The organism is Chamaesiphon sp. OTE_20_metabat_361 (assembly GCF_031364565.1).
In genome coordinates this window covers 1-1,804 of the sequence record NZ_JANLWO010000862.1, presented here as the reverse complement: position 1 = coordinate 1,804, position 1,804 = coordinate 1, and the positions used below count along the sequence as shown (strand labels likewise).

The 1,804-nt window shown below is 46.9% G+C and carries 3 protein-coding genes; 2 read left to right on the top strand and 1 reads right to left on the bottom strand.

What is annotated here, in order from left to right; all coding sequences use genetic code 11:
* Window positions 1-244: 244 nt before the first annotated feature.
* A complete protein-coding gene (gene accD, locus RMO35_RS24240; RefSeq protein WP_309745161.1) occupies window positions 245-1,117 on the bottom strand; it encodes an acetyl-CoA carboxylase, carboxyltransferase subunit beta in 873 nt (290 codons plus the stop codon).
* Between the two features lie 31 nt (window positions 1,118-1,148).
* Here accD and RMO35_RS24235 point away from each other — a divergent pair, with 31 nt between their 5' ends.
* Both RMO35_RS24235 and RMO35_RS24230 read left to right on the top strand, forming a co-directional pair.
* Window positions 1,149-1,286, top strand: a complete 138-nt coding sequence (locus RMO35_RS24235) for a hypothetical protein (protein ID WP_309745159.1) — start codon at window positions 1,149-1,151, stop codon at window positions 1,284-1,286.
* A gap of 106 nt (window positions 1,287-1,392) precedes the next feature.
* Window positions 1,393-1,804, top strand: a 412-nt coding sequence (locus tag RMO35_RS24230) for a 4-Cys prefix domain-containing protein (RefSeq protein ID WP_396135725.1), incomplete at its 3' end; no start/stop codon positions are given.

Sequence of the window (1,804 nt, the reverse complement as noted above, 5' to 3'; positions counted from 1 at the left end):
TAACTTTAAATTAGATGATAATTACACAACACAGCTAAACTCAAGACCGAAGCCACAGCTATCTTATATTACCTATATCATCTCATTATCTAGACCACAGGATCTCAATATTTCCTCATAAAGTAAATAAAAATTTACAATTAGTGGATAGTGGATAGTGAAAGACGAGAACGCTTGCATTCTCAAACCCAAAAATCGATTCTTTCCGCTCCCAAACTATCCACTATCCACTATTCACTATCCACTATCCCTGATGCAATCTCACCAACTGAGCAACAGTCCTTTTGAGCTGAGTGCGGGGGACGATTTTGTCAATGAATCCCTTTTGGAAATAGTACTCGGATGTCTGGAAGTCGTCGGGCAACTTTTCGCGGAGGGTTTGTTCGATTACGCGTCTACCTGCGAAACAGATCGTGGCTTTTGGTTCGGCGAGAATAATATCGCCTAACATGGCAAAACTGGCAATCACACCGCCTGTAGTGGGGTGAGTGAGGATGGGGAGATACAGCAATCGGGCTTCACGGTGGCGTTCGAGTGCGCCGGAGATTTTAGCCATCTGCATCAGACTGAGCATTCCTTCCTGCATTCTGGCACCACCAGAGGCACAGACGATCGCGACAGGGATACTATGAGCAGTAGCATACTCGATCGCGCGGGTGAGCTTTTCACCAACGACAGAACCCATGCTCCCACCCATAAACTGAAAATCCATCACTCCTAATGCCAAAGGCGATCCTTCAATTTTGCCAAACCCAGTCAGGACGGCATCCGTCAATCCAGTTTTGTGCTGGGTGTCTCGCAATTTATCGCTGTAGGCTTTGAGATCCTTGAACTTCAGGGGATCGGTAGGCTGAATCTGTTCGTCTAGTGGCACCCAGGTATCGGCGTCGATCAATTGGGCGATGCGTTCGTGACAGGAGACGCGTTTGTGGTGCCCGCACTCTAGGCAAACCATCTGATTGGCGGTGAGATCTTTGGTATAGGCGAGTGCATTGCAATCTTCGCATTTCGTCCATAGCCCATCAGCAATTTCCCGCTCCTGTTGTTGCTGAATGCTGGGGCTGGTTTTCTGACGATTGGCAAACCAATCAAAGAGGGATGATGTGATTTGGGGCATATGGTAGCGATCGGTAAATAATAAATACACAATGCCAGTATATTATCTCGCGTTTGGGGGCGGTTGCGCCGCCGATGTCCGATCGAGCGGTAATGGTAATGCCAAAATTGAGGGCGGCGCTGGATATTTTGGTGATGTAAGCTTCTCGGTAGGAACATCGTCAAGCTAACTTCTACTCAACTGCCAAAATTCTCGATCGATTAGCCGATTCGCTGACGATTTTCCGTGTAGCATTAGGCTAAAATTCAGCTAGTGCATTGTCATCCATTACAGTCATGAGCTATTGCCTCAATCCCAATTGCCCTCAGCCACAGAATCATCATGAGGAGAAGATTTGCAAAGCTTGTGGTAGTCAGTTACTTTTGAAAGATCGCTACCGAGCCATCAGCTTTCTCGATAGTGGTGGTATGAGTCGAAATTTTTTGGCACTCGATACAGACATGCCACAAGAAAAACGCTGCGTAGTCAAGCAGTTTTTCCCAGCACCGCAGGTATTAGATGATGTCGAAGCCTTTGAAAAATCGATCGAGCTGTTTCAGCGGGAAGGGGCGCAATTGGACAGGCTGGGTGCTGACTCTACTCAAATTCCCAAACTATTTGCTTATTTGGAACAGGAGCGCAGATTTTATCTGATTCAAGAGTTTATTGACGGGCAGAATCTCCGAGAAATCATCAAAGAGTCGGGTC

Bases quoted from the DNA above. Each gene is read 5' to 3' on its own strand.
- accD (WP_309745161.1), bottom strand. From the start codon at position 1,117: ATGCCCCAAATCACATCATCCCTCTTTGATTGGTTTGCCAATCGTCAG.
- RMO35_RS24235 (WP_309745159.1), top strand. From the start codon at position 1,149: ATGCCAGTATATTATCTCGCGTTTGGGGGCGGTTGCGCCGCCGATGTC.